Genomic DNA, 22,214 nt, shown 5'->3' on the forward strand with positions numbered 1-22,214 from the left:
TCAGACAAAATATAAAAGTTGCATTAAACCAAAAACAAATCAATAAAAATGGCAAAATTAAATTTCGGCGGTGTTGAAGAAGAAGTAGTAACCCGTGAAGAATACCCACTCGAAAAATCGAGAGAGTTTTTGAAAAAACAAACCATTGCAGTAATTGGCTACGGTGTACAAGGCCCAGGTCAAGCGATGAACATGCGTGATAACGGCTTCAACGTAATCGTTGGACAACGCCCAGGTAAAACTTATGACAAAGCTGTTGCTGATGGTTGGGTTCCTGGTAAAACCCTTTTCAATATCGAAGATGCTTTGAAAAAAGGTACAATCATTTGTTTCCTTTTGTCTGATGCAGCTCAAATCGCTCTTTGGCCAACAGTAAAACAATACCTCAAAAAAGGTAAAACATTATATTTCTCACACGGATTTGGTATTACATATAGCAAAAAAACAGGCATCAAACCACCTAAAAACGTTGACGTAGTTTTAGTAGCTCCAAAAGGTTCTGGTACTTCACTTCGTCGTTTGTTCGTTGAAGGAAAAGGCTTAAACTCATCTTTTGCTGTTTTCCAAGATGCTTCAGGACACGCTCGTGAAACTGCTATCGCAATGGGTATCGGTGTGGGTTCTGGTTATTTGTTTGAAACAGATTTCTACCGTGAAGTTACTTCTGACCTTACTGGTGAGCGTGGAACTTTGATGGGAGCAATTCAAGGTATTTTTGCTGCTCAGTACGAAGTATTGCGTGAAAATGGACACTCTCCATCAGAAGCATTCAACGAAACTGTGGAAGAATTGACACAATCATTGATGCCATTAGTTGCTGAAAACGGTATGGACTGGATGTATGCCAACTGTTCTACAACTGCACAACGTGGTGCTTTAGACTGGTGGAAACCTTTCCATGATGCAACAAAACCTGTTTTCAAAAAATTGTATCAAAGCGTAAAATCACAAAAAGAGGCTACTCAATCTATCGAACGTAATTCTCAACCAGATTACCGTGAGAAATTGGAAGTTGAATTAGCTGAACTTCGTGATTCAGAAATGTGGCAAGCAGGTAAAACTGTTCGTAGCTTACGTCCAGAAAGAAACTAATTGGGTTTCAAAAAAAATAATTAAAAAGCCTGTTATTTTTGATAACAGGCTTTTTAATTACCTATTGCAGCATAGATTTATGCCCCCAACTGTTGACTAAAGCTCGCATGATTCCAATTGATAGCGATTGATGTAATTTTATCATCTTCATCAAATCGAAATATAAAAATGTGTTCTGTTTCAAAGCGTAAGCCTTTGCTCACAATTCCTGCAAAATCTTTGGCTTGCGTACCAAAAATTATAACTTTGCAGATAACCGCATTTTCTTCGACATCCATTGTATCAATGGTATTATCAATATCAGGAAAGCAATCCATCAGTGCTGTCCAAAGCCCTTTGCCAAGCTCGTTCACTTTACCTTTTCCACCATCGCCCAAAGGTTGAAAATCAACGGTGGCATCTGGTGTGCAAAGCCCAATCATTCTATCAGTATCAAGGTCTTGATAGGCCGAGAAAAACTCAATACATGTACCTTTACGAGTAAGGTCGGTTGTTGTTTCTTTTTGTGTTAATGTTTCCATAGTTTTTTTGAGTGATGAGATAAGAATGATTAAGTAATGAATGATGATTTTAAAACTACAAGTTAAAACGATGAGCTATGTTAAAAAACTCATCACTCATTAATAAAAACCTATTTTGGATAGTTTTCATGGGCTTTTACTTTACGAATTTGTCTTAAATGTCTATCAACGTGTCCCCATTGATAAATATAAACTTGGTGCATATTTCGTGGATAATCCGTAGCGGTAAATTCAAAAACTGCCCGCATATCGGCATTTGTTTTTTCAGTAAATGTAATATTATCATTGCGGAGTTTCACAAAGCGAATAATGTTGTTTTTCCCTTCTATAAAGCCAAAAGGGCGGGAAATATCGGGCGAAACATGTGCTTTATCCTCCATAATAAAATCATGGTAATAGCTATCTGGTTTGCTTGTCGCTATCAAATCTGGTCTTGGCGGATTTCGGGAGCTAACACCGATTTCTCTTGACCATAAAAGCTCCCAATTGCCCAAATGCTCTACAATTTCGGCAATTGACCACCGTTCAGGCGACTCTTTAAACCTCCATTGTTCGGCCGTTAGATTCTCTGTTTCTTTTACTAATTCATCTCTTGTTCTTTTCAGATTATCAAGCGTATATTGACGGTCGGCTTCTGTCCAAAGTTTTTCTTGGGCTGAGGCAGAGATGGTAAAAAACAACAGCATTATTAGTTTTCTCATGATTATAAAGTTTTGATTTCGACACAAAGCTATCAAACCTTTAAATCATGGTATTGTAAAAATGCGACATTTTAAGAAGTCAAGTAGTTTAATAATTCTACATTGTTTTTTAAATAAAGTGTAGGTGATTTGCCAGTAAAAGTGGTAAATTCTTTGATAAAATGTGATTGGTCATAGTAGCCTGATTGATAAATTAAATCGTGCCAGTCTGATATTTGCCAGTGTTGCTTAGCCATTATTGAACACAAATAACTAATGCGACGAATGCGAGCATAATATTTAGGGCTAACTCCTACTTTTTGAAGAAACTGCCGTTCAAATTGTCGGCGACAAACATATAAATCATTCATCAGTTCCGAAACATTGATAATACCTCGCTTTTCGACAATCAAATTAGCTGCATAGTCGGTTCTATCAAGTGCATTTTTTGACTTTAAAGCTTTGATAGCCAAAAAGTTATCCAAAATAAAAATGCGTTCCTGGTGCGTTTTAGCTTCTACTATTCTATCTTGAATTTGGTCTATTTCTTTGCCTAAAACATCATTCAGATTTATTCGTTCATTACTAAACTCGTACATCGGTAGTCCAAATAAAGTATTGACGGCCGCAGGTCGGAAAACAATACCAACCATGCCAATTTTACCAGTCAATTGTAGCTGATAACTTTTGGTAGATTGCCCAGATATAAAGTTTTTCGGTGTCTTAATTCCCTCATGTTTTTCATTAAAAACTTGGTACGATTCGCCATAATTAAAAACCATCGAAGCATATCCATTAGGCGGAGATTCAACGACAATGGGCTGCACAACAGCGGTGTTATTTTCCCATACAAAATAACATTCAATAAGGTGTTGCAGGAATGGTGAAGCTTGAAATTTTCGATAAAACATTTTTATTAGCCATTTGACAAAATAAATATAAACTTTAATGGTTTGATTATCAATGTTTTAAATAAAATTTTATTTTACGGCAATACGTATTTAGTTTTTGTATTTCTACAAAAACTATTAAAAAACTTCTCTAAAAATTCATGTTTTGTACAGAAAATCCGCAAAAAAAAGATTTAAGTAGCCCATCACAGGCAGAAAATCTTGTATATTTGGGGGTGTTTAAAACAACACTTATCCAATGACATCAACAAACACTAAAACAAAATCAGAAATCGTTTTTCCTGATTTAGACAATATCTACCTCGCTGCTGAACGCCTCATTGGTGTCGCAACACACACGCCACTTATGCACAATCTCAACCTTTCGGAGCGTTATGGGGCCAATATCTATCTTAAACGAGAGGATTTGCAGGTTGTTCGTTCTTATAAAATTAGAGGAGCGTATAACAAAATGGCAACACTCCCTAAAGAGCAACTCGACAAAGGAGTAGTGTGTGCAAGTGCGGGTAATCACGCCCAAGGTTTGGCGTATGCGTGTAGAAAAATGCAGGTAAATGGCACAATCTTTATGCCTACCACTACACCCGCTCAAAAAATCAAGCAAGTGGGTATGTTTGGTAAAGAATTTGTAAAGATCGAACTTGTTGGCGATACTTATGACGATGCTTATTTGGCAGCAAAAAAGTATTGTGAAGAACAAAATGCCACTTTTGTTCATCCATTTGATGATTTACAAGTCATGGAAGGACAAGGAACTGTTGGGTTGGAAATTTTCAAAGATTCTAATTTCAAGATAGATTATTTGCTTTTTGCCATAGGTGGTGGCGGTTTAGCATCTGGTGTTTCGACCGTTTTTAAACAACTTTCGCCCAAAACCAAACTTGTTGCCGTAGAACCATTAGGTTCGCCAACAATGAAAACTGCTTTAGAGAAAAATGAAGTTGTAACGCTCGATGAAATTGATAAATTTGTTGATGGTGCTGCCGTGAAACGTGCAGGAGACTTAACATTTCAAGTTTGTAAGGCAAATCTTAATCATGAGATTCTATTAATTCCTGAAGGAAAAGTTTGTTCTACTATTTTACAACTATATAATGAAGAAGCAATCGTTGCCGAACCTGCTGGAGCTTTGTCGGTGGCTGCTTTAGATTTTATTAAAGATGAAATAAAAGGCAAAAATGTAGTTTGTATAATTGGTGGTGGAAATAATGATATCACACGTACAGAGGAAATTAAAGAACGTTCATTGTTGTATGAAGGTCTGAAACATTATTTTATCGTTCGTTTTCCACAACGAGCAGGTGCTTTTAAAGAGTTTTTGAATGATGTTTTGAATCCAACTGATAATATTGTGTATTTTGAATATTCTAAGAAAACAGCTCGTGAGCGTGGGCCGGCTTTAGTTGGCATTGAATTGAAGCAAAAAGCTGACTTTCAACCACTTATCGAACGGATGAAAGCTTATAATGTTCAGTTTGAATACATCAACGATAAACCTCAATTATTTGAATTTTTGATATAGTTTTGATATTTTCTCAATTTAAAGAATGGCTTTCATTATCTTTGCGAAGTGAATCCCTCTTACTTTGACTACATGTATCTAATTTTTATACTTTTTTTTGTTTTATTCCTCTGGCAAATCCATCGAAATGCGTCTTACATTTCTGAAAGCCTAAGTGATTATCTTATCAAACTTTTCTTTGGCTTGGTTTCGTGTGTGATTCCAACAGGTTTTTTATTGTCCGAGTTTAATCTCATCAATCAAGCCATAGCTTGGGGTATCGGCGTCAATGTTTTAGCCTTCGTATTTAAACTCTTATTTCAACAAATATCTGACAATCAAGGGTTTACACTTTTAAATTCCATAAAAATTTCTCAAAAAAGGTTTGTTGATTTTTGGCAATCATTATCAATTTTAAGCAAATTTTCATTCGGCATTTTATTTTTAGGCTTAGGATTGACAACGATTATCAACTTAGTCATTTTCTTTGTAAATTATCCTAATGAGTGGGATAGTATGACAGGGCATTTGGTAAAGTGTGCTTATTATCTCCAAAATGGCAACATGAATCGTCTTCAAGGTACAACATGGACGATTGATTTTTACCCCAACTCATTACCAACACTACAAATATTCTTTTATCACGTTTTTGGCGAACAAGGTTTCAAAGTTATCCATTACCTCTCCTATTGGATTTTTCCTATATCGAGCTATGGTATTGCCTACAAAATTTCTAAAAGTTTTGCTAAATCTTTGTTGGTTGGTTTAGTTACTGCACTTCTCCCAACAGCTTTGGTTCAAGCCACCACTACCGAAACAGACATTGTATTAACTGCTTATTTAGGCAGTTTGACCTATTTTTTGTTTTCTTTCAAAGAAAAACCGAATAAACTTAATCTAAGCCTAATCGCTCTTATGTCAGGAGTTTGGATAGGTCATAAAGTCACATTTCTGCTTATTGCTCCCGCCGCAATGGTGATTGCACTTTACACAATGCTACTGAAGAAAGAGTTTTATAAAAATTTCAAACTTTTTCTCGCAATATTTTTAGTGGGGATTGGTATTTATGTTCTCCCAACTGGTTATATTGGTAATGTGAAGGAGGTCGGTAAGTTTAGCTTGGGTAGCCTTTCTGCACCGCCAATTGTCATGCAATGGCATGGTATTGAGCATTATACCCAAAAAGATAAAATTCGAAACTTCGCTTTAAATATTGGCCGTTATTCTTCTGATTTTTTAAACTTAGATGGTATTAGGAATACAGAATTGGGTAAAAAAATTAATACCGAATTTCGTTACTTTCCTAATCTGTTTTTCAAGAAATTCAATCTTGAAGGTGAACGATTTACTGTTGTTTCTTATTTTTCTTTTGAACACCCTTTAAAGTTTTATAAAGAACGACCTTACTGGGGGATCATTGGTTTCGGAATGATTTTGCCTGCAATGTTATTTCTGATATACCATTTTTTTATAAATTTTCGTAAAAACACTACTTTAGAAAGAAGTTTAATGGTTTTAAGTTTAGCTGCTGTGCTTCATTTTCTTTCTCTTTGTGTTTCTGCTCCTTATGACCCAATAAAAGCTCGCTATTTCTTAAATATGGCTGTTTGGTGTATGCCTCTCTTAGTGCTTTTTAATCCTTTGGGTTCACAAAAAGTATTTAATATTTACTTTTTCATAACAACTGTTATCATCTCGATTTCTGCCATCTGTACTATATTAACAGTTCGTTTTCACCCGATTTTCTCAGAAAGAAATATTTTTAATACAAGCCGTTTGGAACAGCTCACAATCGGTCGTCCTGATAGTTATGATGCCTACCAAAAATTTGATGAAATAGTACCTCAAAATGCCATCGTTGCACTTGGTACTCAACAAGAGCATGAGGACTTTGAGTACCCTCTTTGGGGGCGTGATTTTAAACGAAAATTAATCCCTATACACCCTTTTCGGAGTGCTGTGAAGCCAATTCCTGCAGAAGCAGAGTATTTGTTTTATTCTAAAGGCGTAATTCCTTACCAAGACGGAGATATTGCTTTGGGTGGTGGAGATAAAAGCGATGATTCGGTTGTTAGAGAAAGTGAGTTTTTTCTGAGACGTTTAAAGACTTTAACAAAGAAATGATAAACTTTTTAGAAAATAACGAGAAAGTAGGAATTGGCAATGATGTCCGTGTCATAGGAATCATGCAACCTTATATTTTCCCATATATTGGTTACTTTCAACTTATCAATGCCGTTGACACATTCATTGTCTATGATGATGTTGCCTTTATTAACAAAGGCTGGATTAACAGAAATAATCTTTTAGTGGGGGGAAGAGCATCTATGTTTACAATTCCTCTAATTGGTGCGAGTCAAAATCGTTTAATTCGTGAAATTGAAATAGATAATTTACCAAATTGGAGTAAAAAATTCTTAAAAACCATTGAGCAATCTTACAAAAAAGCACCTTTTTATCAAGAAGGGTTTTCCATTGTAGAGCAAGTTTTCAACTCTCACTCAAACAATATCGCAGAATTGGCAACCACAAGTCTAAAAGAAACTTGTCGATATTTAAAAATAAACACCAAAATCGTAGAAAGCTCAATCGTTTACAACAACCAAGATTTAAAAGCACAAGGGAGGATATTAGATATTTGTTTACAAGAAAAAGCCGCTCACTATATCAATCCGATTGGTGGGATGGCGATTTATGACAAACAACTTTTTGCCGATAACAAAATCTTACTTAACTTTATCAAATCTAAACCTGTTTTATATAAACAATTTAATCAAGAATTTATACCTTGGCTTTCGATGATTGATATTTTGATGTTTTGCTCAGTTGACGAAATCAATGAACATCTAAATAACTTTGAATTAGTCTGATAAGTCGATAGACAACAGTCCATAAATAATCATTTATATTATTCAAACTCAAGATAAAAATGGCAAAAGTAGTGGTTTTTGGCACTGAATTAGTCGCAGAATTAGCTCATTATTATTTAACTAATGATTCTGAACATGAAATCGTAGCTTTTACGGTAAACCAAGCATATATCAAAGAAAATACATTTTGTAATTTACCAGTTGTCCCATTTGAGGAAGTTACAGAACTTTATCCACCTTCAGAATATAAGTTCTTTGCTCCATTAAGCGAGCGAAAAATGAATACTATTCGAGCAAAAATTTATGCTGAAGTTAAAGAAAAGGGCTATACTTTTATTTCGTATATCAGCTCAAAAGCAACGGTGCTAACAGACCAAATCGGTGAAAACTGCTTTATTTTGGAAGACAATACCATTCAACCATTTGTAAAAATAGGGAATGACGTGGTGCTTTGGAGCGGTAATCACATTGGTCATCATAGCGAAATTAAAGACCATGTTTATTTTACCTCGCACGTTGTTTTATCTGGTAGATGTGTTGTTGGGGAATACTCCTTCTTTGGTGTAAATGCCACCATTCGTGATGGTTGTACACTTGGCGAAGGAACGCTTGTGGCGATGGGGGCAAATGTAACCAAATCCAAAACCGAACCTTGGAGTATCTGGAAAGGAAACCCAGCAGTAAAATCTGAGGTTTCGAGTAAAGATATTAATCTGTGATAAAATACAATTTTCTTTTATAAACCATTCAAAAGCTCGAACTTTGAGCCTTAATCTTGAATAACCTGCATAATGAATCAATTTTTTGACCAAATAATTTGTCCAAAAACACATACAAAATTGGTTTTGTCGGCCGATGGCAAAACTCTTAACAATACTTCAAGCGAAGAACCTGTTAGCTACGATGTCAATGATATTGTAGATTTGGTTTATCCGAGAGAACTTTTTGAACAAGACCGCAAAGAACAAGTGGCTTATAACGATGCCCATGCTCGTTATGACCGTGGGGTTTCTTGGGTTTTCGAATCACTTCATGCCAACGAAGCTGCTACAAGAAAGCAAATGATAAGTTTACTCAAGCTTAAACCGGGTATGAAAGTATTGGAAGTTGGTGCTGGAACGGGTAAAGACTCAGCATTTATCATTGATAAAATTACGCCTGGCGGACACGCTGTGCTTTCTGATTTATCTCCTGCGATGTTGGGTCATGCCAAAGAAAAATTTGCCGATAAAAAAGATGTAACAATTGATTATTTCATAGGAAATGGTTCTTATCTGCCTTTTGAAGATAACTCGTTCGATGCTCTTTTTCACTTTGGAGGAATCAATACTTTTGCTGAAAGAGCAAAAGCATTTGAAGAATTCAATCGTGTAGTAAAAGTGGGTGGTCGTGTAGTAGTTGGCGACGAAAGCGTTGGAGCATGGCTGCGTGACCAAAAAACTTACCAAATCTTGATGGATGCCAATCCAATGTTTGCAGACTTAGTGCCGATGCAAGATTTGCCTAAAAATATCAAAGATGTAAAACTTCAATGGATTTTTGGAAATGGCTATTATGTGCTTGATTTCAAGAAAACAAAAAAAGCACCAACGGTCAATGTAAATCTTCAAATTCCTGGAAAAGATTTTAAAGATAATTGGAAAATCAGAGCTGACAGAAATCGTAAGAAGAAGTAGCACTGTTTGCATTAAAACCTAAATTGTAAAGATTTTTATGATGAATGAGTCAAAAAAAACACTCATTCACTCATTCACTCATTCATTCATTCCACAATGTGGCAAAAAAAAGGACTCGTTTATAAACCTGATGGTAGTTTAGCACATAGTCGTTCACACGCACAAGTGCCTTATGCCTATAAACACAAAGATTTTTTGAGAGTTTATTTTTCCTCAAGAGATGATAATGGTTATTCTCGTCCAACATTTATTGATGTTGATTATGACGACCCAAGTAAAATCCTCTACATTCATGATACTTTTGTGCTGGATTTAGGTGGGCCAGGCGAATACGATGAAACAGGAGCTATGCCTTCTTGGTTTGTACCTCAATCGAATGGTGATATTTGGTTGTATTATACTGGTTGGAATCGTACACATAATTCATACCGACTTTCGATGGGGCTTGCTGTTAGTACTGATGGTGGTTTGAATTTCAAGAAAATGTTTCGTGGACCAATTATGGATAGGTCTATTGCAAATCCTATTTGGGCAGCACAACCTTCGGTGATGTTTGTCAATGGAAAATGGATGATGTGGCATATTTCTGGTCAGAAATGTGAATATATTCATGGTTATCCAGAGCCATTCTATGACTGTCGAGTAGCTGTTTCTGACGATGGTATTCATTGGACTTCAACGGGTGATGTGGCTTTACCTTTTGATGATTTTTTACATGCGGTTGGTCGTCCGAGTGTATTTCATGAAGATGGTATTTTTAAAATGTATTATTCTTATCGCCATACCCGTGATTACAGAACCGACCGAAATCAAAGTTATCGCTTGGGTTATGCTGAGTCTGTTGATGGTTTTAAATGGGAGCGAAAAGATGATTTAGTGGGCATTCACAAATCTGAAAATCCTGAAGATTTTGATTACCAAATGATCAATTATGCTCATTGTTATGAACACAAGGGTAATAAGTATTTACTTTACAATGGAAATGGCTTCGGAGCGGCGGGTTTTGCCTATGCTGTTTTGGAAAAATAATAAATACTTGATGAAAATCATTTTTAGTGCGGGTGTAGAAGCTAATTTTGCAGTAAAATAAAGCAATATTATCATGAAAGAACAATTCAATAAAGACGGATATATTATTCTGAAAAACTTCTTTTCAAAAGAAGAAATTAATAAAATTTATACAGAAGCTCGTTCTCTGTTTGCCATACAAATCGAAAGAGTTTTGGGTAAAAAAGTTGATATTAATGACCGAAATACTTTCGAACAGGCCATGTTTGATTTATTTGAGGCAGATTTCGATACTTTTGTCAATACAGGTAAACAAGCCCAACACCTTATTTCATTGCATCATTTAGCGACCGAGCCTAAAATTATTGATGTTTTGAAATCTTTAGGATATGATTTCCCTTCAATTGGGGTTCGCCCAGCAATGCAATTTAATAGTAGGTATTTATCAAAAGGTGGTAGCCATTGGAAATTAGGAGCTCACCAAGACTGGCGAACAGGTCAAGGTTCTTTGGATAGTGTGGTCATGTGGTTTCCGATGGTCGATTGTGATGCTGATCTTGGTGCTTTACAAATCATCCCAGCAAGTCATAAAGATGGATTATTAAAATCTGATACTTCTGGATATTTAGGCAGTATCCAAGAAGATTTACCAGAAGAAAGTTATGTACAAACCTCTTTTGAGGTAGGTGATTTACTCGTTTTTTCTGCTTTTTTGGTGCACCGTTCGGGAGAAAACATCACAAAAAATATTCGTTGGTCTATCCAACTACGTTATAATAATTTGTCAGAATCAACTTTTAAAGACCGTGGTTTTCCAATGCCATATATTTATAAGCCTGAAGCTGAATTAGTTACACCTGATTTTCCTCAAAAAGAACAATTAGAGGCTGTTTTTGCTTAAAGCCTTTTTTATTAATATTATTTTATGCCAGCCTATTCACCATTAACATGGTTGAATGGACTGGCATATTTTTTAAAATATTTTAATAATTATTGGTTGATAATATTTTTTAGAGATAGAAATTCATATTTTTGCAGAATATTTCTACTTTTACCGACTTCAACCAAAACTACGACAATAATGGAGCAACCTATTATCACAAATGAACCAATTGCTTACGAAAAAATTCCAACTAAGATTTTCAAAGATTCAAAAGAGGCTTCCAATGCTGTTGCACACGAAATTGCTGAATTGATTAGAGAAAGACAACGTCAAAATCGAAACTGTATCTTGGGTTTAGCCACGGGTTCTTCGCCTAAAACTGTCTATGCTGAATTGATTAGAATGCACCGTGAAGAAGGTTTGAGTTTTAAAAATGTTGTTTCTTTTAACCTTGACGAGTATTTTCCAATGGAGCCAGACTCTTTGCAGAGTTATGTCCGATTCATGAAAGAACAACTTTTCGACCATGTTGATATTCCAAAAGAAAACTACTTTATTCCTGATGGAACTGTTCCAGCAAGTAAAGTCAAAGATTTTAGTGAAGAATACGAAAGAAAAATTGATGCTGTTGGTGGATTAGATTTTCAATTATTAGGAATTGGAGCAAATGGACATATTGGTTTCAACGAACCTGGTTCATTAGTTAACTCTCGCACAAGGTTAATGATGCTCGACCATTCGACCCGTGTTGCCGCAGCATCGGATTTTGGCGGAAGTTTAGTGAAAGTTCCAAAAAAGGCCATCACGATGGGAGTTGCAAAAATTTTAAGTGCTAAAAGAGTGGTTTTGTTGGCTTGGGGAGAAAGAAAAGCACCTGTTATTGCAGAAGCCGTTGAAGGTCGTGTAACCGAAACAGTACCTGCATCTTACTTGCAAACACACCCAAATGCGATGTTTGTCATTGACGAACGTGCGGCACACGAACTTACTCGTATGCGTACGCCTTGGGTAGTAGAAGATGTTGATTGGACAAGCAAAATGGTTAAAAAAGCAGTTACAAACTTAGCTTTGACACTTGGAAAACCTATTTTAAAATTAACCAATAAAGATTATAATGATAATGGATTAAGTGATTTATTGGCACGTCACGGACAGGCGTATGAAATCAATATTGATGTTTTTAATCAATTGCAACATAGTATTTCTGGTTGGCCTGGTGGAAAGCCTAATGCCGATGACACCAATCGTCCAGAAAGAGCCTTACCTGCCAAAAAACGTGTCATTATTTTCAGTCCACACCCTGACGATGATATTATTTCTATGGGAGGAACTTTCCAAAGATTGGTTGACCAAGGGCATGATGTGCATGTCGGCTATCAAACATCAGGAAATATTGCGGTTGCTGATGATGAAGCCATTCGTTTTATTGATTTTGTGGTTGATTTCAATGAAAAATTTGGAATAGAAAACAAAGAAACGCAAAAACTTTTTGCTGAAGCTCAGGCTTTCTTGAAAAATAAGAAAGATAGTGATGTAGATACCGATGCTGTAAGATATGTGAAAGGCCTTATCCGTAGAGGTGAGGCAAAAGCTACTTGCCGATTTGTAGGAATTCCTGAGAAAAACGTACATTTCATGGATATGCCTTTCTATGAAACAGGACGAATTGAGAAAAAAGGATTAGGCGAAGAAGATATTGCTATTGTTGCTGATTTAATCGAATCTATCAAACCTCATCAAGTTTATGCCGCAGGTGATTTGGCTGACCCACATGGTACGCATAAAGTTTGTTTAGATGCGATTTTTGCTGCTGTCGAACGCCTCAAACATAAAAACTTTATGAAAGATTGTTGGGTTTGGTTGTATCGTGGTGCTTGGGCTGAGTGGGATATTCATGAAATCGAAATGGCTGTACCTATGTCGCCTGACCAAGTTTTACAAAAACGTATGGGTATTTTCAAACACCAATCACAAAAAGATGGCGTGGTATTCCAAGGAACTGACGCTCGTGAGTTTTGGCAACGTGCCGAAGAGCGTAACCGTGGAACCGCTCAACTATATAATAAACTTGGCTTGGCAGAATACGAAGCGATGGAAGCTTTTGTAAGATGGAAATTTTGAATTAGTCCACAGACAATAGTCCATAAGTCAATAGTTAAAAGCCAAAGAGGTCGCAGAAATTAATTTGCGACCTCTTTGGCTTGTATGACTAAAAGATTTTGACCGTCGTCTGTGGACTATGGACTAAATGGTCTTCACCTCAAACTTGAACTTATCTTTATTGGGTACACATTTGCCATCTTTAGTTGTACAAGTTTGGCATTCTATTTTCCCTTCGATCACTGGATTGGCCTTGGTGATTTTTACTTTCTGAATAAATTTTGCTTCGTGTTCAAAATATTGCACTTTTCCTCCCCAAATATCATCATATTTCTCTTTTGGTTTTACAGGCGTAAGTTTACCAACGATAGCATAACTATCATTTTTTGTAAAATTAGCAGTTGTTGGCAATGGCCCTTCTACCTTTAATTCAGATGAGTACATATACCAATTTTCATCTATTTTTGCTGAAAAGACTAAATCAATTGTTTCCCCAACTTTGGCAGATGTTTTCGAGGGGGTAAATGTCCATTTTGCAGGTTTTAAAATTTGTGCTGATGCCGCAAATGATGTGGCAATAAATAATAAAAAGATGATTTTTTTCATTTGATTTACTAATGGTTTTGAATAAATATTGACCCTGTACAACGGATTTCCTAATCCGTTTCTGCATTAAATTATAACCTAATTTCTATATTTTCTTCTTCTATTAACGCACAATTATTCATTTTCATATATAATTGTGTCAAAACTACTACATCAGCCGCACAATAACGTTCGATTTTTGCTCTATCATTTTCAAGATAATACACATTATTCACTTGGTCGCCACTAATATCATTCTTACTGCTTGGAATATCGAAAATTGCGGCCAATAAATCTAATGCGGTATAATGTTTATAATCACCAAATTTCCACAAATCGAGTGTATCAAGATGGTTGATTTCCCATGGTTTTTTTCCTGCAAATTGCAGAACTTTGGGTAAACTAATACCATTTACCAACATTCGGCGACAAATGTATGCAAAATCAAATTCCTTACCATTATGAGCACACAGCATCAGATTACTTCCTGCTTTGTGCTTTTCTATAATTTTCTTAAATTCCGTCAATACTTCTGCTTCATTATCCCCACCAACCATTTTTACACGAAGCGATGGTTTATTTTCTTCATCAAAAATTATTCCACCAATGCCGATACATATAATTTTTCCAAACTCGGCATAAATCGCTGCTTTTTTGAGGTAAAACGCTGCATCAGATAGATTATCACTATTCTGCAAATAAGCTGCTTTTTTGAGCCAAAGCTTTTGCAAACGTTCGTCCAATAATTCAAAATCAGATACTTGCGACACCGTTTCGATGTCGATGAAGAGAATGTTTTTTAGTTGTTTGATAAAAGAATCTTCCATGAAAGTTTGTGTGGGTGTGAATGTTAAAATAATTTATCTATAAAACAAATAACGTATATAAGTAATAACCAATATATGGGCAATAGAAAAATCAATAAACCTAAAGCGATAGAATCAAAAAAAACAACCCCTTTAGTGAGCTTTTTTGAAATAAAACAGGCCAATTTATTCGCTGGAAAGTTAATAATTGAGCTGATTGAAAATAATAAGCTCTTTATAAAACTTACTTTAGGAAATGTCCTATCAATCAAAATGTTCATTTTGTCCGTCAATAAATCATTGAAGGTTTTTAAGAAAAACCCATCTTCGCCAATTGTAGGAAAGTCGTTTTTTATGATTGTTTTTCCAATATTCAAGTTTATTTTTTTTCCAAAATCAAGAATTGTATCGTATGAAATAGCGACAGGAACAACTGTTAATTCCATACCATCACGCCAAGCTTTTTGAGCCAAACGAGCAGTACCTTTTTTCAATGGCAAAAGTTTAGTTTGATTGACACAAATACCTTCCGAAAAAATCAACACAACTTCACCTTTTTGAAAAAGTTCTATGCACCGATTGAATGTTTCATCATTATCTCCCAAATGCTCTTTTCCTTCCGAAAGGCGATAAACAGGTAGCATAAAAAGGCTTGTTAGGATTTTTTTTGCCCAACTTTTCTTAAAAACATCCCCTCTTGCCAATGACCAAACTCGACGGTCGATGGTACAACAAAGTAAAATAGCATCAAAAAATGAATTGGCATGTGTAGAAGCCAGCATAACAGCCCCTGATTTTGGGATATTTTCTAAGCCACTAATCGAAATATTTTTGATAAAAAGCTTGAGAACGAATGTAACAAAAGGACGTAAGGTATAATAAAGCAAAATTTAAGCAGTTTAAGTGTCTGTATTTTTTCATTCAAAAATCCGAAGAAATATTTACCCTTCCAAACAGATTTTGCTTTTTAGCATTTGTTTAACAAAAATTTGTAGTTTTCTGCTGAAAAAGTAAAACAAAACCAAATTTCCTTTGGTTTTCCTATTGCTCTCTGTAATTTCGTTTCTGTTTTACAATAAAACAAAACTGATTCTAAGATAATGAGCATGACTAATCTACAAGAAAAAATTACGGCTATCTTCCCCGAAGAAAGTCAAATTCCTGAAGTGTACCAAATTCAACCCATTCACCAAAAAGAATATTTGGTTGGAGGTGAAATGCGTCAATGGACTGGTGCAACACAAGATGTTTTTTCGCCAATTTATGTAAAAGATGGCGAAACTTTTACCAGTAAAATCATTGGTAGCCATCCGATTACTGATGTTGCTGAGGCAATGGAAGCCCTTGAGGCGGCAATCAAAGCCTACGATAATGGGCGTGGCGAATGGCCAACCATGAGCGTAACCGAACGTATTGCGTGTATGGAGCTTTTTCTCAAAAAAATGTTGGAAAAAAAGACCGAAATCGTCAATTTATTGATGTACGAAATTGGCAAATCTTTAGCTGATTCTATTAAAGAATTTGACCGCACAATCGAATATATTTATGATACTATTGATTGTTTGAAAGATATTGACCGTAATTCTTCTCGTTTCAAAATTGAACAAGGAATCATTGGACAAATTCGTCGCTCGCCTTTGGGAGTTGTGCTATGTATGGGACCATTCAATTATCCTTTGAATGAAACTTTCTGTACGCTTATTCCTGCTATTTTAATGGGAAATACCATTCTTTTTAAACCACCAAAACATGGTACGCTTTTGCATTATCCTTTGTTGAAAGCTTTTCAAGAATGTTTTCCAAAAGGAGTAGTAAATACTATTTACGGTCGTGGGGCTGTGGTTGTTCCACCATTGATGCAGTCAGGAAAGATAAATGTATTAACATTGATTGGGTCGAGCAAAGTTGCGAATGATTTGAAAAAAATGCACCCAAAATTGAATCGTTTAAGAGCGGTTTTAGGTTTAGATGCTAAAAATGCCGCAATTGTACTGAAAAATGCAGATGTTGAATTAGCAGTAAAAGAATGTATTCTCGGCTCGCTTTCCTTCAATGGGCAACGTTGTACGGCTATCAAAATTATATGGGTACATCGTTCGATTGCTAAAAAATTCTTGAACAGATTTACCGAGGAAATCGAAAAATTAAAGTTTGGAATGCCTTGGGAAGCTGGCGTAAATTTAACGCCTTTGCCTGAACCTAATAAACCAACTTATTTAGCAGAATGTATTGCTGATGCCAAAGCAAATGGAGCAGAAGTCATGAACGAAGGTGGAGGTACCCTTGTGAATTCATTCTTTTATCCCGCAGTTTTGTACCCTGTTAATGAAAAAATGAAGGTTTATAGTGAAGAACAGTTTGGGCCATTAGTGCCAGTTGTACCATTCGATGATGTAGAAGAGCCGATACAATACATTATCAATTCTTCACACGGACAGCAGATTAGTATTTTTGGTACAAACCCTGACCAAATTGCTCACTTAATAGATCCTTTAGTAAATCAAGTAAGTAGAGTAAATATCAATGCCCAATGTCAGCGTGGGCCAGATACTTTTCCATTCACAGGAAGAAAAGATTCGGCCGAAGGGACGCTTTCGGTAGAAGATGCTTTAAGAGCATTTTCCATACGAACAGTTGTAGCAACCAAAGATACGGATGCCAATAAAAAGATTTTTAATGAGATTGTGGAAGAACATAGTTCGCATTTTCTTTCCACTAAATATATCTTCTAAATCAAAGTCCTCGTTAATTAACGAGGACTTTTTTGTTAGTTTTAACCAATAATACACTCAAGCTTTTTATCGAAAATGAAGTGTATTGCGTTTTGTTTGAACACTTTTTAAAGACTTTTGTCGAAAAGAGAGAATATTTTTTTAATTTTGATGGTGTTTTACCTATAAAACTCGTTTTGTAGAAGATTAATCCTATAAAACCTAATTAATACCTTGATGAATTTTTTCTCAAAAGTAATATTGTTTATTTTTCTTACGTTTACTTTCCTTGATTGTAAACGCCCAGGTATTCAAACCCAAAATACCACAAATGTAATTGGTGATTATGATGAAGATCTTTCAACTGTTCGGGTTCGGTATGACAATCGCCCATCTACTGAAATAACTGAAACAAAAAATACTAAGGAGAAATCATCCTCGGCTATAAAACTCCCTAAACAAGTTAATAATGAGGTTGATACAGCTCTTGATTCTATTGCTGTCCGCAATAAAACAGTTCGCTATTCTTCTGGTTATAGAATTCAGGTTTTTGTTGGGAACGACCGTAAAGAGGTTGATGAAGCAAAGTCTTATATCTACCAAAACTTTCCTGAATTAAGTACATATCTTACATTTAGCCAACCAACATATAAGTTGAAAACGGGCGATTTTACTTCCAGATTAGAAGCTGAACGATACTATTCTTCAATCAGACAGCGATATTCTATGGCAATGATCATCTCTGAAAAAATAGATATTCGTAAAAGTATGCAAATGAAATAAAATGAGAAAATGTGCGAATGAGTGAATAAAAAATGATTTATTTAAGTAAAATAACTAATTTGTTTAAATTTGAAACCTTATAAACACTTGATAATAAGCACTTTATGTTCGTCATTCGTAAATCCAAATTCGTCATTCTCCTTAAAGTTACCTTTTTTAAAAAAATAGATAAATACGCCAATATTGGCAAACAACTATTGGTAAAAGTAATTTACTGATAATTGATAATTGTTTACTGATAACTGATAATATGACAGCTTACGTTTTCCCTGGACAAGGGGCTCAATTTAGTGGAATGGGTAAAAATCTATACGAAAGTTCTGATTCTGCTCGCCAATTATTCGAAAAAGCCAATGAAATTTTAGGTTTTGAGATTACAAAAGTAATGTTTGAGGGTTCAGACGAAGAGCTCAAACAAACCAATGTTACGCAACCAGCTATTTTTCTTCATTCGGTTATTTTGGCTTCAACCATAGAAAACTTCAAACCTGATATGGTGGCTGGTCATTCTTTGGGTGAGTTTTCTGCCTTAGTAGCAGCAGGTGCATTGTCATTTGAAGATGGTTTAAAATTAGTTTCTCAACGTGCTGACGCTATGCAACGTGCCTGTGAAATTAACCCTTCAACAATGGCAGCGATTTTAAATCTTGATGATAAAGTTGTGGAAGATATTTGTGCGGGCATTGATGGAGTTGTTGTTGCTGCGAATTACAATTGCCCTGGTCAATTAGTAATTTCAGGAAGTATTGAGGCAGTAACAGAGGCTTGTGAGCAATTAAAAGCAGCGGGTGCAAAGAGAGCCTTGATTTTGCCTGTTGGGGGAGCATTTCACTCACCTTTGATGGAGCCTGCTCGTGAAGAATTGGCTAAAGCCATTGAAAATACAACATTTTCAACGCCAACTTGTCCAATTTATCAAAATGTGAATGCCCAGCCTTCGAGCGATGTAGCAACGATCAAAGCCAACCTTATTGCTCAATTGACTGCTCCTGTTCGTTGGACACAATCAGTGCAAAACATGGTCGCTGACGGAGCAACAAAATTTGTAGAGTGTGGGCCTGGAAAAGTTTTACAAGGCTTAGTTAAGAAAATCGCTCCGCCTGAAATAGAGACTGCTGGTGTTTAATCTCAACAAAAACCTGTAAGGTCTGAAAAGACCTTGCAGGTTTTACAAAGCTACCCCAAAATCTTTTGAATCGCTTCTTGTGCCTGTTGTGCAATTTCATCAGCACTTTTTCCTTTTGGCTCAATACCTTCAAGCACTGTCCATGAAAGTTTTGAGAAAGATACCAGTGGAAATAGTCCTTTATTAGGGTCAAATAAATTATTTCCTTGAATGGCAATCGGCACAATAAGTGCATTAGGAGCTTTTTTTATCAAAGCGGCAATTCCCCCCGCTGCAAATGGTTTCATGATACCTGAACGAGACCGAGTCCCTTCTGGAAAAATAACTGCTGAATAATTGTTTTCATGTATAAACTTACTCAACCTCAAAATTTCTGAAACAGCTTGTTTTCCATCTTTACGATCAATAAGTGCAGCATTACTTTTGTGTAAATTATAAGAAATACTTGGAATACCTTTTGCTAATTCAATTTTTGAAACAAAAACAGGTTTATATTTACGTAAAAACCAATAAATTGCAGGAATATCAAATGTGCTTTGATGATTAGCTATAAAAATGATTGGTCGGTTGGTTGGGAGCTCAAATAATTGACGAAATTTAACGGTCGTTCCTGTGAGATACCACCCATAGGTAATCATAAAATTGAGGGCGAAAACCACTTTTTGTTGGGTATTTCTACCAAAAACATTAAATGCTACTACTTGAATTGCATGAAATACAACTAATAATAGTCCAAAATAGACTAAATACACACTACTAAGAATATAGTCAAGAATCTTTTTCACGGGGTATTGTTTTTTATGCAAAATTAGTCAAAAACTGAGCAATTTTCATAAAAAAACTAATATTCTACTTATTTTTACCTAAATAAGAATTACCTTGCAGCGTATTTTGAAATAAATAATCCTAAAAAAATACTATCATGGAATTATCCAATTTGAGATTAGAGGTGATGAAGTTTGTTGGACAAAAAATTGATACTTTTGTTGACGAATTCCTAAGACCTATCGAAACTAACTGGCAGCCATCTGATTTTTTGCCAGATTCAACTAATGACAACTTTCTAAGTGAAGTTCGTAATCTTCAAGAAAATGCCAAAGAACTTCCTTACGATTACATTGCTGTTTTAATTGGTGATACAATTACGGAAGAGGCTCTTCCAACTTACGAATCTTGGTTGATTGATGTCATTGGTGTTGACCAAGTTGATGAACCAAATGGCTGGGCAAAATGGGTGCGTGCTTGGACTGCCGAAGAAAACAGACATGGCGATTTACTCAATAAATTTTTGTATTTGTCTGGAAGAGTCAATATGCGACAAATGGAAACTTCAACTCAATATCTTATTGCAGATGGTTTTGATATTGGTACAGGAAGAGACCCATATAGAAATTTTGTTTACACATCATTTCAAGAATTGGCAACCAATATTTCGCACCGAAATACTGCAAAATTATCAAAAGAGTATGGTAATGTGCCTTTAGCGAAGATTTGTGGTGTAATTGCTGCTGATGAAATGCGTCATGCAAGAGCTTATAAAACTTTTGTAAGCCATATTTTTGAAGTTGACCCTAATGGTATGATGCTCGCCTTTGAAGATATGATGAAGAAAAAGATTGTAATGCCTGCTCATTTCTTACGTGAATCGGGTGTGAAAATTGGTCAAACTTTTTCTCATTTTTCTGATGCGGCACAACGCTTGGGCGTTTATACAACGTATGATTATATCGAAATCATGGAATCTTTATTAAAAGATTGGAAAATTGACAGCATTCAAAATCTAAATGATGCAGGCGAAAAAGCAAGAGATTATATGATGGCTTTACCAGCTCGCTTAAAAAGAGTGGCTGAAAGAACTAAAATTCCAGATTTAGAATATCAATTTAGCTGGATTTCATAAGAAAGTATTGTTTTAATTATAGGGTAGTATTTGTCGAAACAATGACAAGTACTACCCTTTTTTATGAGAATTATTAGAATAGAATTATTCATTTTACCCTATAATTGTATGCGAATAACTACGTTTTTTATCCGGTTGTCGCATTTTTTTATTTTTATCTTTCATTTTGTTAAATTGCTCTATCTTTTTATTTCAACCTATACAAAACCATGATAATCAACAGAAGAAATTTTCTCCAACAATCGGCATCGTTGGCCGCTTTGGCATTTATTTCAACAGATTTGGAAGCCAAAGGAACACACCGTGGAACACTCAAAAAGTTTGGCTGTCAGTTATATAGTATTCGTGATATACTTCCCAAAAACCCGAAAGAGTATATGAGACAATTGGCAGAAATGGGGTATGATTACTTTGAAAGCTACTCAAAAGATCCACTTTGGGGAATGTCACCAAAAGAAGCAAAGAGTTATTTCCGTGATCTTAATGTAGAAATGGTAAGTACACATCTTGGTTTACCAGATACCAACGAGGAAATGATTGCCAAATGTGCCGCTGCTGGTTTAAGCTATATCATTTGCCCAGCGATTGGTATGCAGCCTTCGGCTGATGCTTGGAAACAAAAAGCAGAAGCTTTTACTAAAAATGGAGAGCTTTGTAAAAAACATGGTTTACGTTATGGCTATCACAATCACTCTTATTCTTTCCAAAATGCCAATGGTGTAAAAGGACAAAAGATTTTACTTGAAAATACCGACCCATCTTTGGTTTGTTTTGAGTTGGATATGTGTTGGAGCGAAGCCGCTGGTGAAAATAGCATTGAGCATTTGAAACAATATGGCAAACGTTATGAACTTTGTCATATCAAACAGCTCGAAACCAAAGATCCAAAACCTAAGCAAACTGACCTTGCAACTGGAATAATTGACTACAAAGCATTATTAAGGGCAGCCAAAGACAGTGGAATCAAATATTTCTTGGTTGAACAAGAGCAATATCCTATTGGGCCAATCGAAAGTATGGCAAGCGATGCAACATATTTAAAAGGATTACAATTCTAAGGA

21 protein-coding genes are annotated in these 22,214 nt (G+C 35.5%); 14 read left to right on the forward strand and 7 right to left on the reverse strand.

Annotated features, from left to right (window positions below; translation table 11 throughout):
• Window positions 1-48 precede the first annotated feature (48 nt).
• Window positions 49-1,092, forward strand: coding sequence for a ketol-acid reductoisomerase (ilvC, locus tag ACQUQZ_RS23455; protein WP_435357551.1), 1,044 nt, complete (start codon window positions 49-51; stop codon window positions 1,090-1,092).
• Window positions 1,093-1,169: 77 nt separating this feature from the next.
• Here the strand turns inward: ilvC and ACQUQZ_RS23460 are convergent, their stop codons facing one another.
• From ACQUQZ_RS23460 to ACQUQZ_RS23470, 3 genes are all read right to left on the reverse strand, one after another.
• Window positions 1,170-1,613: a nuclear transport factor 2 family protein gene (locus ACQUQZ_RS23460; protein ID WP_435357552.1), complete on the reverse strand. Its 444-nt coding sequence runs from the start codon at window positions 1,611-1,613 to the stop codon at window positions 1,170-1,172.
• 110 nt (window positions 1,614-1,723) lie between these two features.
• Window positions 1,724-2,314, reverse strand: coding sequence for a DinB family protein (locus ACQUQZ_RS23465; protein WP_435357553.1), 591 nt, complete (start codon window positions 2,312-2,314; stop codon window positions 1,724-1,726).
• Between the two features lie 71 nt (window positions 2,315-2,385).
• Window positions 2,386-3,204 (reverse strand): DUF6597 domain-containing transcriptional factor, encoded by an 819-nt coding sequence (locus tag ACQUQZ_RS23470; RefSeq protein WP_435357554.1) that lies wholly within the window; start codon window positions 3,202-3,204, stop codon window positions 2,386-2,388.
• Window positions 3,205-3,442: 238 nt separating this feature from the next.
• Here ACQUQZ_RS23470 and ilvA point away from each other — a divergent pair, with 238 nt between their 5' ends.
• From ilvA to nagB, 8 genes are all read left to right on the forward strand, one after another.
• On the forward strand, window positions 3,443-4,726 hold the full coding sequence (gene ilvA / locus ACQUQZ_RS23475; RefSeq protein ID WP_435357555.1) for a threonine ammonia-lyase: 1,284 nt from the start codon (window positions 3,443-3,445) through the stop codon (window positions 4,724-4,726).
• Between the two features lie 72 nt (window positions 4,727-4,798).
• Window positions 4,799-6,829 (forward strand): hypothetical protein, encoded by a 2,031-nt coding sequence (locus ACQUQZ_RS23480; protein ID WP_435357556.1) that lies wholly within the window; start codon window positions 4,799-4,801, stop codon window positions 6,827-6,829.
• Complete coding sequence (locus tag ACQUQZ_RS23485) at window positions 6,826-7,575, forward strand: WbqC family protein (protein ID WP_435357557.1); 750 nt, start codon at window positions 6,826-6,828, stop codon at window positions 7,573-7,575. Before ACQUQZ_RS23480 ends, ACQUQZ_RS23485 begins: the two co-directional genes overlap by 4 nt.
• Before the next feature lie 59 nt (window positions 7,576-7,634).
• The gene (locus ACQUQZ_RS23490; RefSeq protein ID WP_435357558.1) at window positions 7,635-8,294 is read left to right on the forward strand and encodes an acetyltransferase; all 660 of its coding nucleotides are present in this window, start codon (window positions 7,635-7,637) and stop codon (window positions 8,292-8,294) included.
• Between the two features lie 72 nt (window positions 8,295-8,366).
• Window positions 8,367-9,251, forward strand: a complete 885-nt coding sequence (locus ACQUQZ_RS23495) for a class I SAM-dependent methyltransferase (RefSeq protein ID WP_435357559.1) — start codon at window positions 8,367-8,369, stop codon at window positions 9,249-9,251.
• Between the two features lie 96 nt (window positions 9,252-9,347).
• Window positions 9,348-10,280: a hypothetical protein gene (locus ACQUQZ_RS23500; RefSeq protein ID WP_435357560.1), complete on the forward strand. Its 933-nt coding sequence runs from the start codon at window positions 9,348-9,350 to the stop codon at window positions 10,278-10,280.
• A gap of 73 nt (window positions 10,281-10,353) precedes the next feature.
• The gene (locus ACQUQZ_RS23505; RefSeq protein WP_435357561.1) at window positions 10,354-11,160 is read left to right on the forward strand and encodes a phytanoyl-CoA dioxygenase family protein; all 807 of its coding nucleotides are present in this window, start codon (window positions 10,354-10,356) and stop codon (window positions 11,158-11,160) included.
• Window positions 11,161-11,340: 180 nt separating this feature from the next.
• On the forward strand, window positions 11,341-13,263 hold the full coding sequence (nagB, locus tag ACQUQZ_RS23510; RefSeq protein WP_435357562.1) for a glucosamine-6-phosphate deaminase: 1,923 nt from the start codon (window positions 11,341-11,343) through the stop codon (window positions 13,261-13,263).
• 123 nt (window positions 13,264-13,386) lie between these two features.
• Here nagB and ACQUQZ_RS23515 read toward each other — a convergent pair whose 3' ends face one another.
• From ACQUQZ_RS23515 to ACQUQZ_RS23525, 3 genes are all read right to left on the reverse strand, one after another.
• A complete protein-coding gene (locus ACQUQZ_RS23515) occupies window positions 13,387-13,848 on the reverse strand; it encodes a protein-disulfide reductase DsbD domain-containing protein (protein WP_435357563.1) in 462 nt (153 codons plus the stop codon).
• A 71-nt stretch (window positions 13,849-13,919) separates the two neighbouring features.
• Window positions 13,920-14,654, reverse strand: coding sequence for a ribonuclease H-like domain-containing protein (locus ACQUQZ_RS23520; RefSeq protein WP_435357564.1), 735 nt, complete (start codon window positions 14,652-14,654; stop codon window positions 13,920-13,922).
• 23 nt (window positions 14,655-14,677) lie between these two features.
• Window positions 14,678-15,520, reverse strand: a complete 843-nt coding sequence (locus tag ACQUQZ_RS23525) for a 1-acyl-sn-glycerol-3-phosphate acyltransferase (RefSeq protein ID WP_435357565.1) — start codon at window positions 15,518-15,520, stop codon at window positions 14,678-14,680.
• Window positions 15,521-15,739: 219 nt separating this feature from the next.
• Here ACQUQZ_RS23525 and ACQUQZ_RS23530 point away from each other — a divergent pair, with 219 nt between their 5' ends.
• From ACQUQZ_RS23530 to fabD, 3 genes are all read left to right on the forward strand, one after another.
• The gene (locus tag ACQUQZ_RS23530) at window positions 15,740-17,365 is read left to right on the forward strand and encodes an NADP-dependent glyceraldehyde-3-phosphate dehydrogenase (RefSeq protein WP_435357566.1); all 1,626 of its coding nucleotides are present in this window, start codon (window positions 15,740-15,742) and stop codon (window positions 17,363-17,365) included.
• A gap of 216 nt (window positions 17,366-17,581) precedes the next feature.
• On the forward strand, window positions 17,582-18,127 hold the full coding sequence (locus ACQUQZ_RS23535) for an SPOR domain-containing protein (RefSeq protein ID WP_435357567.1): 546 nt from the start codon (window positions 17,582-17,584) through the stop codon (window positions 18,125-18,127).
• Between the two features lie 250 nt (window positions 18,128-18,377).
• On the forward strand, window positions 18,378-19,253 hold the full coding sequence (gene fabD, locus ACQUQZ_RS23540) for an ACP S-malonyltransferase (RefSeq protein ID WP_435357568.1): 876 nt from the start codon (window positions 18,378-18,380) through the stop codon (window positions 19,251-19,253).
• A 50-nt stretch (window positions 19,254-19,303) separates the two neighbouring features.
• Here the strand turns inward: fabD and ACQUQZ_RS23545 are convergent, their stop codons facing one another.
• Window positions 19,304-20,038 carry a lysophospholipid acyltransferase family protein gene (locus ACQUQZ_RS23545; protein ID WP_435357569.1) on the reverse strand — a complete coding sequence of 245 codons (735 nt, stop codon included), beginning with the start codon at window positions 20,036-20,038 and terminating at the stop codon, window positions 19,304-19,306.
• A 137-nt stretch (window positions 20,039-20,175) separates the two neighbouring features.
• Between ACQUQZ_RS23545 and ACQUQZ_RS23550 the strand changes: the two genes are divergently transcribed.
• Together ACQUQZ_RS23550 and ACQUQZ_RS23555 are read left to right on the forward strand one after the other, a co-directional pair.
• Window positions 20,176-21,153 (forward strand): acyl-ACP desaturase, encoded by a 978-nt coding sequence (locus tag ACQUQZ_RS23550; protein ID WP_435357570.1) that lies wholly within the window; start codon window positions 20,176-20,178, stop codon window positions 21,151-21,153.
• Window positions 21,154-21,362: 209 nt separating this feature from the next.
• Window positions 21,363-22,211: a sugar phosphate isomerase/epimerase family protein gene (locus ACQUQZ_RS23555; protein ID WP_435357571.1), complete on the forward strand. Its 849-nt coding sequence runs from the start codon at window positions 21,363-21,365 to the stop codon at window positions 22,209-22,211.
• The last annotated feature ends 3 nt before the right edge of the window (window positions 22,212-22,214 follow it).

The sequence above is a fragment of the Emticicia sp. SJ17W-69 genome, from assembly GCF_051209875.1.
Lineage (GTDB): Bacteria > Bacteroidota > Bacteroidia > Cytophagales > Spirosomataceae > Emticicia.

Bases quoted from the DNA above. Each gene is read 5' to 3' on its own strand.
- ilvC (WP_435357551.1), top strand. From the start codon at position 49: ATGGCAAAATTAAATTTCGGCGGTGTTGAAGAAGAAGTAGTAACCCGT.
- ACQUQZ_RS23460 (WP_435357552.1), bottom strand. From the start codon at position 1,613: ATGGAAACATTAACACAAAAAGAAACAACAACCGACCTTACTCGTAAA.
- ACQUQZ_RS23465 (WP_435357553.1), bottom strand. From the start codon at position 2,314: ATGAGAAAACTAATAATGCTGTTGTTTTTTACCATCTCTGCCTCAGCC.
- ACQUQZ_RS23470 (WP_435357554.1), bottom strand. From the start codon at position 3,204: ATGTTTTATCGAAAATTTCAAGCTTCACCATTCCTGCAACACCTTATT.
- ilvA (WP_435357555.1), top strand. From the start codon at position 3,443: ATGACATCAACAAACACTAAAACAAAATCAGAAATCGTTTTTCCTGAT.
- ACQUQZ_RS23480 (WP_435357556.1), top strand. From the start codon at position 4,799: ATGTATCTAATTTTTATACTTTTTTTTGTTTTATTCCTCTGGCAAATC.
- ACQUQZ_RS23485 (WP_435357557.1), top strand. From the start codon at position 6,826: ATGATAAACTTTTTAGAAAATAACGAGAAAGTAGGAATTGGCAATGAT.
- ACQUQZ_RS23490 (WP_435357558.1), top strand. From the start codon at position 7,635: ATGGCAAAAGTAGTGGTTTTTGGCACTGAATTAGTCGCAGAATTAGCT.
- ACQUQZ_RS23495 (WP_435357559.1), top strand. From the start codon at position 8,367: ATGAATCAATTTTTTGACCAAATAATTTGTCCAAAAACACATACAAAA.
- ACQUQZ_RS23500 (WP_435357560.1), top strand. From the start codon at position 9,348: ATGTGGCAAAAAAAAGGACTCGTTTATAAACCTGATGGTAGTTTAGCA.
- ACQUQZ_RS23505 (WP_435357561.1), top strand. From the start codon at position 10,354: ATGAAAGAACAATTCAATAAAGACGGATATATTATTCTGAAAAACTTC.
- nagB (WP_435357562.1), top strand. From the start codon at position 11,341: ATGGAGCAACCTATTATCACAAATGAACCAATTGCTTACGAAAAAATT.
- ACQUQZ_RS23515 (WP_435357563.1), bottom strand. From the start codon at position 13,848: ATGAAAAAAATCATCTTTTTATTATTTATTGCCACATCATTTGCGGCA.
- ACQUQZ_RS23520 (WP_435357564.1), bottom strand. From the start codon at position 14,654: ATGGAAGATTCTTTTATCAAACAACTAAAAAACATTCTCTTCATCGAC.
- ACQUQZ_RS23530 (WP_435357566.1), top strand. From the start codon at position 15,740: ATGACTAATCTACAAGAAAAAATTACGGCTATCTTCCCCGAAGAAAGT.
- ACQUQZ_RS23535 (WP_435357567.1), top strand. From the start codon at position 17,582: ATGAATTTTTTCTCAAAAGTAATATTGTTTATTTTTCTTACGTTTACT.
- fabD (WP_435357568.1), top strand. From the start codon at position 18,378: ATGACAGCTTACGTTTTCCCTGGACAAGGGGCTCAATTTAGTGGAATG.
- ACQUQZ_RS23550 (WP_435357570.1), top strand. From the start codon at position 20,176: ATGGAATTATCCAATTTGAGATTAGAGGTGATGAAGTTTGTTGGACAA.
- ACQUQZ_RS23555 (WP_435357571.1), top strand. From the start codon at position 21,363: ATGATAATCAACAGAAGAAATTTTCTCCAACAATCGGCATCGTTGGCC.